Below are 7,864 nucleotides of genomic sequence, written 5' to 3'. Positions count from 1 at the left end.
GATGCCTCGGGCGGCGGCGGGGCGAGGATCACGGTCTGCGCATCGGCGATCGCCGCCTCCGGCAGCGGCGTCAGCCGCGGCGTCACATGCCGCGCCTCGGTCTCGGTCGGGCCGATCCGGAGGGAGAGCGGCCGGCGCGACAGCGCCGGGCCGAGCGCGATGAAATGCCCCCGCTCCAGGTCGCGGAACGCCTCCGCCTGCCGCCGCTCCATGCCGAGCAGGTCGGCGGCGCGCGCCATGTCGATATCGAGGAAGGTGCGCCCCATCAGGAAGTTCGAGGCCTCGGCGGCGACGTTCTTGGCCAGCTTGGCCAGGCGCTGGGTGGCGATGATGCCGGCGAGCCCGCGCTTGCGGCCGCGGCACATCAGGTTGGTCATCGCCCCCAGCGAGAGCTTGCGCGCCTCGTCCGACACCTCGCCGGCGACGGCGGGGGCGAAAAGTTGCGCCTCGTCCACCACCACCAGCATCGGGTACCAGTGGTCGCGCGGCACCTCGAACAGCCCGCCGAGAAAGGCGGCGGCGCGGCGCATCTGGTTCTCGGCGTCGAGTCCCTCGAGGTTCAGCACGGTGGAGACGCGATGCACCCGCGCCCGCTCGCCGGCCAGTTGCAGCGCCGCCTCGGCATGCGCCTCGGCATCGATCACGAGATGCCCGAACCGCTCCGCGAGGGTGACGAAATCCCCCTCCGGATCGATGATCGTCTGCTGCACCCAGGCGGCGCTCTGCTCCAGCAGCCGGCGCAGCAGATGGGACTTGCCCGACCCGGAATTGCCCTGGACCAGCAGCCGCGTCGCCAGAAGTTCCTCAAGGTCGAGCATCGCCGGCGCCTGGCCGGCCGTCATCCCCATCTCGATCGCCACCGTCATGTCCGACTCGCCGCCTCCTTCGCGCCCCGGGGCTTATCAACCCCGCGCCGCCGCGTCGAGCGCCCGTCCCGCCGCCGCCCGGCGCCGGATCGATGCGATTCGGGAATTATTTCGGCTCGGACGGAAAATGGAAAGGGTTTCTTAACTTTTGCCCGATATGTTCCACCTATGCATCAAAACGCCTAGATGCGTGCATCTGCTGGCTGGTAACCAGCACGCTACAGGCCGTGCAAAATGCACGGGGACCGCGCCCGCCGCCGAAAAATGTCGTCGGCAACTCGGTGACTGCCGTGAGAGAGCGGCACCATCCCCCTATTCCGTTCGGCGCCGCGCCGCGTTCAATCGTCGATCAGCGGATCGCGCGGGCAGACCGCCTCCAGCCCCGCCCAGTCGCGCACCCGCACCCGCGCGCCCTCCACCGTCAGCACCTCGCCGCTCAGCGCCGCGAAGGCCCGCGACAGACTCTCCCGCGTCATCCCGAGTTCGGCGGCGATCATCCCCTTGTCGTAGGGCAGCTCGATCGTCCCGCCCCCGTCCGCCGGCCGCAGCGCCAGCAGCCAGGCGGCGAGTCGCTGCGTCGTCGTCCGCAGCTTGAGCATCTTCACCTGCCGCGTCATCCGCCGGAACTGCCGCGCGAGGCAGGCGATCACCGCCTGCGCCACCGCCGGCTCCGCCGCCGCCACGGCGCGGAACGTCACCGCCGGCACCAGCACCAGCCGGCACTCCGTCGCCGCCACCGCGCGCAGCAGATAGGGCGAATCCTCCAGCACCGCCGCCGGCAGCAGCAGGTCCGGCGCCCGCACCGTCTCCACCAGCATCTCCGCCCGCCCGCCGGCCGAGGCGGTCAGGTGCACGCGGCCCCCGCTCACGATCACCTGCGCCCCCGGCATCTCGCCCTGCTCGAAAATCCGCGTCCGCCGCGCGACCAGCATCGTCATCGCCGGGGCCGCGAGTCGCCGGCAAGCCGCCTCGTCGAGGCCCGGGAACAGCCGCGAATCGCGCAGCAGCGCCACGAGCTCCGGCGTGCCCGCGTCATCGGTCATGTGCATGGTGGCGGACATCTTCAGGCAACCTCCGGTAGATCGTTTCGCCGGATTACGCCGAGTTTCGGATGCCATCAACAATCTATTTGATCGAAATCAAATCCGCCATTGACCCTTTCGGGTAACGTTTCCGTCAGATCGCATCACGGACGGATCCCGCACATGAGTCATTTCCTCGACCGGCTGACCTTCTTCCGCCGCAAGCCCGAGCCCTTCGCCGGCGGTCACGGCATCACCACGCGGGAAGACCGGAGCTGGGAAGAGGCGTATCGCGGCCGCTGGCAGCACGACCGCATCGTCCGCTCCACCCATGGCGTGAACTGCACCGGCTCGTGCTCCTGGAAAATCTACGTCAAGGGCGGCATCGTCACCTGGGAAACCCAGCAGACCGACTATCCCCGCACCCGGCCGGACATGCCGAACCACGAGCCACGCGGCTGCCAGCGCGGCGCCAGCTATTCGTGGTATCTCTACAGCGGCAACCGGCTGAAGCACCCGATGGTGCGCGGCCGCCTCATCCGCTACTGGCGCGCCGCACGGCGGATGATGACGCCCGTCGCCGCCTGGGCCGCGATCATGAACGACCCCGAGAAGCGGCGCGCCATCCAGAAGGTGCGCGGCAAGGGCGGCTTCGTCCGCGTCCCCTGGGACGAGGCGAACGAGATCATCGCCGCCGCCAACGCCTACACCATCCGCCGCCACGGGCCGGACCGCATCTTCGGCTTCTCGCCGATCCCGGCGATGTCGATGGTCTCCTACGCCGCCGGCTCGCGCTATCTCTCGCTGATCGGCGGCGTCAATCTCAGCTTCTACGACTGGTATTGCGACCTGCCGCCCGCCTCGCCGCAGACCTGGGGCGAGCAGACCGACGTGCCGGAGAGTGCGGACTGGTTCAACGCCGGCTACCTGATCCTCTGGGGTTCCAACGTGCCGCAGACCCGCACGCCGGACGCGCATTTCTACACCGAGTCCCGCTATCGCGGCACCAAGAGCGTCGTCGTCTCGCCCGACTACAGCGAGGCCTCGAAATTCGCCGATCTCTGGCTGCACCCCAAGCAGGGCACCGACGCCGCCCTCGGCCTCGCCCTCGGCCATGTCGTGCTGCGCGAATTCCACATCGACAATCCCGACCCCTATTTCACCGACTACTGCCGCCGCTATTCCGACATGCCCTTCCTCGTCCGCCTCGTCCGGCAGGATGGCGCGCTGGTCCCCGAGCGCCTGCTCCGCGCCGCCGATCTCGCCGGCGCGCTGGGCGAATCGAACAACCCCGAATGGAAGACGCTGGCCTTCGACGAGACCACCGGCCGCCTCGTCGCCCCGCACGGCTCGCTCGGCTTCCGCTGGGGCGAGCAGGGGCGCTGGAATCTCGAGGAAAAGGCCGCCGATGGCAGCGAGGTCCGCCTCGCCTTGTCCGTCGCCGCCGCCGCCGACGGGTTCGAGGATGTCGCCTTCCCCTATTTCGGCGGCAAGGGCCACGCCCATGTCGCCGGCACCGACCACCCCGACATCCTGCTCCGCCGCCTGCCCGTCCGCCGGATCGAGGGGGCGGAGGGCGAAATCCTCGTCGCCACCGTCTTCGACCTGCTCGCCGCCAATTACGGCATCGACCGCGGCTTCGGCGGCGCCAACGTCGCCGCCGGCTATGACGACGACATCCCCTTCACCCCCGCCTGGCAGGAGCGCATCACCGGCGTGCCGCGCGGCCATGTCATCGAGGTCGCGCGCGGCTTCGCGCAGAACGCCGCGAAGACCCACGGCAAGTCGATGGTCATTCTCGGCGCCGGGCTGAACCACTGGTACCACATGGACATGAGCTACCGGGCGATCATCAATCTCCTGGTGCTCTGCGGCTGCATCGGCCAGTCCGGCGGCGGCTGGTCCCATTATGTCGGCCAGGAAAAGCTCCGCCCGCAGACCGGCTGGCTGCCGCTCGCCTTCGCGCTCGACTGGTCGCGCCCGCCGCGGCAGATGAACGGCACCTCGTTCTTCTACGCCCATACCGACCAGTGGCGCTACGAAACACTCGACATCGCCGACCTGCTCTCGCCCACCGCGCCGAAGGGCGACTGGTCCGGCGCGCTGATCGACTACAATCTCCGCGCCGAGCGCCTCGGCTGGCTGCCCAGCGCGCCGCAGCTCTCGGCCAATCCGCTCCGCCTCGCCGCCGCCGCCGACGAGGCAGGACTCGCGCCCGCCGACTACGTCGCCGACCGTCTGGCGAAGGGCGAGCTGCATTTCGCCGCCGAGGACCCCGACCATCCGGACAACTGGCCGCGCAACCTCTTCGTCTGGCGCTCCAACCTGCTCGGCGCCTCGGGCAAGGGGCACGAATATTTCCTCAGGCACCTGCTCGGCACCTCGCACGGCGTGCAGGGCGCCGACCTCGGCGCCCGCGGCGGGGCGAAACCGCGCGACGTCGCCTGGCACGACGAAGCGCCGGAGGGCAAACTCGACCTGCTGGTGACGCTGGATTTCCGCATGTCCACCACCGCGCTGCATTCCGACATCGTGCTGCCCACCGCCACCTGGTACGAGAAGAACGACCTCAACACCTCGGACATGCACCCCTTCATCCACCCGCTCTCCGCGGCGGTCGAGCCCGCCTGGGAAGCCCGCAGCGACTGGGACATCTACAAGGGCATCGCCGAGACCTTCTCGCGCATCGCCCCCGAGGTGCTCGGCCGCGAGCGCGACGTCGTGCTGACCCCGCTGATGCACGACTCGCCCGGCGAGCTCGCCCAGCCCCTCGGCGTCGATGACTGGACGCAGGAGGGAACGAAGCCGGTCCCCGGCGTCAACCTCCCGCAGGTCAGCGTCGTCGAGCGCGACTACCCGAATGTCAGCGCCGCCTTCAGCGCGCTCGGCCCGCTGCTCGACCGGCTCGGCAACGGCGGCAAGGGAATCGGCTGGAACACGCAGGAGGAAATCGAATTCCTCGGCAAGCTGAACGGCACCGTCGCGCACGGCCCCGCCGCCGGCCGCCCGCGCATCGAAACCGATATCGACGCCGCCGAAACCATCATGGCCCTCGCCCCGGAAACCAACGGCGCCGTCGCCGTCAAGGCGTGGGACGCGCTGGCCGCGACCACCGGGCGCGAACACGCCCATCTCGCCATCGCCCGCGAGGACGAAAAGATCCGCTACCGCGACATCCAGGCCCAGCCGCGCAAGATCATCTCCTCGCCGATCTGGTCCGGCCTCGAAAGCGAGCACGTCAGCTACAACGCCGGCTATACCAACGTCCACGAGCTGATCCCCTGGCGCACCCTGACGGGACGTCAGCAACTCTACCAGGACCATCTCTGGATGCGCGCCTTCGGCGAGGCGCTCTGCGTCTGGCGCCCGCCGATCGACACCCGCAGCATCGCGCCGATGATCAAGGCCCGCGCAGCCGACGGCAAGGATCTCGTGCTGAACTTCATCACCCCGCACCAGAAATGGGGCATCCACAGCACCTATACCGACAACCTGCTGATGCTGACGCTCAACCGCGGCGGCCCGGTGGTCTGGATCAGCGAGGTCGACGCGAAAGCCGCAGGCATCGCCGACAACGACTGGATCGAGGCCTATAACGCGAACGGCGCGCTCGTCGCCCGCGCCGTGGTCTCCCAGCGCGTGCCGCAGGGCATGACGCTGATGTACCACGCGCAGGACAAGACGGTGAACACCCCCGGCTCGCCGCTCACCGGCCAGCGCGGCGGCATCCACAATTCCGTCACCCGCACGGTGCCGAAGCCGACGCACATGATCGGCGGCTACGGCCAGCTCGCCTACGGGTTCAACTATTACGGCACCGTCGGCTCCAACCGCGACGAGTTCGTCATCGTCCGCCGCCTCGACCATGTCGACTGGCTCGACCGCCCGCTCGATGCTGCCGCGAAGGAGACCTTGTAATGAAGATCCGCGCCCAGGTGGCGATGGTGCTCAACCTCGACAAGTGCATCGGCTGCCACACCTGCTCCGTCACCTGCAAGAATGTCTGGACCTCGCGCGAAGGCGTCGAATACGCCTGGTTCAACAATGTCGAAACCAAGCCCGGCGTCGGCTTCCCGCGCGAATGGGAAAACCAGAAACGCTGGAACGGCGGCTGGCGCCGCCTGGCGGACGGCACGATCCAGCCGCGCATCGGCGCGAAATGGCGCGTGCTGGCCAACATCTTCGCCAACCCCGACCTGCCCGAGATCGACGACTACTACGAGCCCTTCACCTTCGATTACGAGCATCTCTATTCCGCCCCCGAAATGGAGGCGACGCCCACGGCGAAGCCCCGCTCGCTGATCAGCGGCGCGCCGATCGAGAAGATCGAGCGCGGCCCGAACTGGGAGGAGATCCTCGGCGGCGAGTTCGAGAAGCGCAGCGCCGACTACAATTTCGAAGGCATCCAGAAGGAAATCTACGGCCAGTTCGAGAACACCTTCATGATGTACCTGCCGCGCCTGTGCGAGCACTGCCTCAATCCGGCCTGCGTCGCCGCCTGTCCCTCGGGAGCGATCTACAAGCGCGACGAGGACGGCATCGTGCTGATCGACCAGGACAAGTGCCGCGGCTGGCGCATGTGCGTCTCCGGCTGCCCCTACAAGAAAATCTACTACAACTGGAAGTCCGGCAAATCCGAGAAGTGCATCTTCTGCTACCCGCGCATCGAGGCCGGCGAGCCCACGGTCTGCTCGGAAACCTGCGTCGGCCGCATCCGCAATCTCGGCGTCGTGCTCTACGACGCCGACCGGATCGAGGCCGCCGCCAGCGCGCCCGACGAGAAGGATCTTTATGAAAGCCAGCTCTCGATCTTCCTCGACCCGAACGACCCGGAGGTGATCCGCCAGGCCCGCGCCGACGGCGTGCCGGAAAACTGGCTCGTCGCCGCCCGCCGCTCGCCGGTGTGGAAACTGGCGATGGAATGGAAGATCGCCTTCCCCCTGCATCCCGAATACCGCACCCTGCCGATGGTCTGGTACGTCCCGCCGCTCTCGCCCATCACCGCCGCGGCGAATGCCGGCGCGATCGCCGAGCGCGACGGCATGCCCGACATCCGCAGCCTGCGAATTCCGCTGCGCTACCTTGCCAATCTGCTGACCGCCGGCGACGAGGCGCCGGTCGCCCAGGCGCTGGAGCGCATGCTCGCCATGCGCGCCTACATGCGCGCGAAGACGGTCGACGGCGTGATCGACGAAAGCATCGCCGCCCGCGTCGGCCTCACCGCCGCCGAGATCGAGGCGATGTACCAGCTGATGGCGATCGCGAACTACGAAGACCGCTTCGTCATCCCCTCGACGCATCGCGAAGCCGGCGAGAACGCGTTCGACCTGCGCGGCGGCTGCGGCTTCAGCTTCGGCAACGGCTGCTCCGGCGGCGCCGCGAAACCCAGCCTGTTCGGCTCGCCGAGCCATCGCCCGGTGCCGATCGCGCCGGAAAACGCCTGAGGCCGCCATGCGAATTTTCAAGCTGCTCAGCCTGCTGCTGACCTATCCGGACGACGCGCTGCGCGACGCCGCACCCGACATCGCCCACCTCTGCCGCGCGGCGGATGCCCTGCCGCCCGACCTCGCCGAGCGTCTCGCCCGCCTCGCCCTGCGCATCGCCGCCGACGACCTGCTGGACACCCAGGAACGCTACGTCGCCCTGTTCGACCAGACGCGCTCGCTCTCGCTCTACCTCTTCGAGCACGTCCACGGCGAATCGCGCGACCGCGGCCAGGCGATGGTCGACCTGCGCGCGCAATACGAGGCGCACGGGCTGGAGATGGCGCCGGGCGAACTGCCCGACTTCCTGCCCCTCTTCCTCGAATATCTCGACGCCATCCCGGCCGACGAGGCGCTGGCCCTGCTCGGCGAGATCCGCCCGATCGCCGCCTCGCTGGCGCAGCGCCTCGAAAAGCGCCGCAGCGACTACGCCGCCCCCCTCGCGGCCCTGCTCGCCCTCGCCCCAGAGGCGGCCGCCGATCGCGCGCCGGAG

5 protein-coding genes are annotated in these 7,864 nt (G+C 68.9%); 3 read left to right on the top strand and 2 right to left on the bottom strand.

Annotation, left to right across the window (positions count from 1 at the left end; all coding sequences use genetic code 11):
* Both APM_RS13630 and APM_RS13625 read right to left on the bottom strand, forming a co-directional pair.
* Window positions 1-866 (bottom strand): ATP-binding protein (locus APM_RS13630; RefSeq protein WP_007423947.1); only part of this gene is annotated, 866 nt, incomplete at its 3' end.
* Window positions 867-1,204: 338 nt separating this feature from the next.
* Window positions 1,205-1,927: a helix-turn-helix domain-containing protein gene (locus APM_RS13625; protein WP_007423946.1), complete on the bottom strand. Its 723-nt coding sequence runs from the start codon at window positions 1,925-1,927 to the stop codon at window positions 1,205-1,207.
* Between the two features lie 144 nt (window positions 1,928-2,071).
* Between APM_RS13625 and APM_RS13620 the strand changes: the two genes are divergently transcribed.
* From APM_RS13620 to narJ, 3 genes are all read left to right on the top strand, one after another.
* The gene (locus APM_RS13620) at window positions 2,072-5,806 is read left to right on the top strand and encodes a nitrate reductase subunit alpha (RefSeq protein WP_007423945.1); all 3,735 of its coding nucleotides are present in this window, start codon (window positions 2,072-2,074) and stop codon (window positions 5,804-5,806) included.
* Window positions 5,806-7,332 (top strand): nitrate reductase subunit beta, encoded by a 1,527-nt coding sequence (gene narH / locus APM_RS13615; RefSeq protein ID WP_007423944.1) that lies wholly within the window; start codon window positions 5,806-5,808, stop codon window positions 7,330-7,332. Before APM_RS13620 ends, narH begins: the two co-directional genes overlap by 1 nt.
* Window positions 7,333-7,339: 7 nt before the next feature.
* On the top strand, window positions 7,340-7,864 hold a 525-nt coding region (gene narJ / locus APM_RS13610), incomplete at its 3' end, for a nitrate reductase molybdenum cofactor assembly chaperone (RefSeq protein ID WP_007423943.1).

Origin of the sequence: Acidiphilium sp. PM, from assembly GCF_000219295.1 — a bacterium.
GTDB lineage: Bacteria > Pseudomonadota > Alphaproteobacteria > Acetobacterales > Acetobacteraceae > Acidiphilium > Acidiphilium multivorum.
The sequence above is the reverse complement of the archived record's forward strand: the minus strand, read 5'-3'. Positions and strand labels throughout refer to the sequence as shown.

Excerpts from the sequence above, each read along its gene's own strand:
- narH (WP_007423944.1), top strand. The coding sequence starts at position 5,806 with ATGAAGATCCGCGCCCAGGTGGCGATGGTGCTCAACCTCGACAAGTGC.
- APM_RS13625 (WP_007423946.1), bottom strand. The coding sequence starts at position 1,927 with ATGTCCGCCACCATGCACATGACCGATGACGCGGGCACGCCGGAGCTC.
- APM_RS13620 (WP_007423945.1), top strand. The coding sequence starts at position 2,072 with ATGAGTCATTTCCTCGACCGGCTGACCTTCTTCCGCCGCAAGCCCGAG.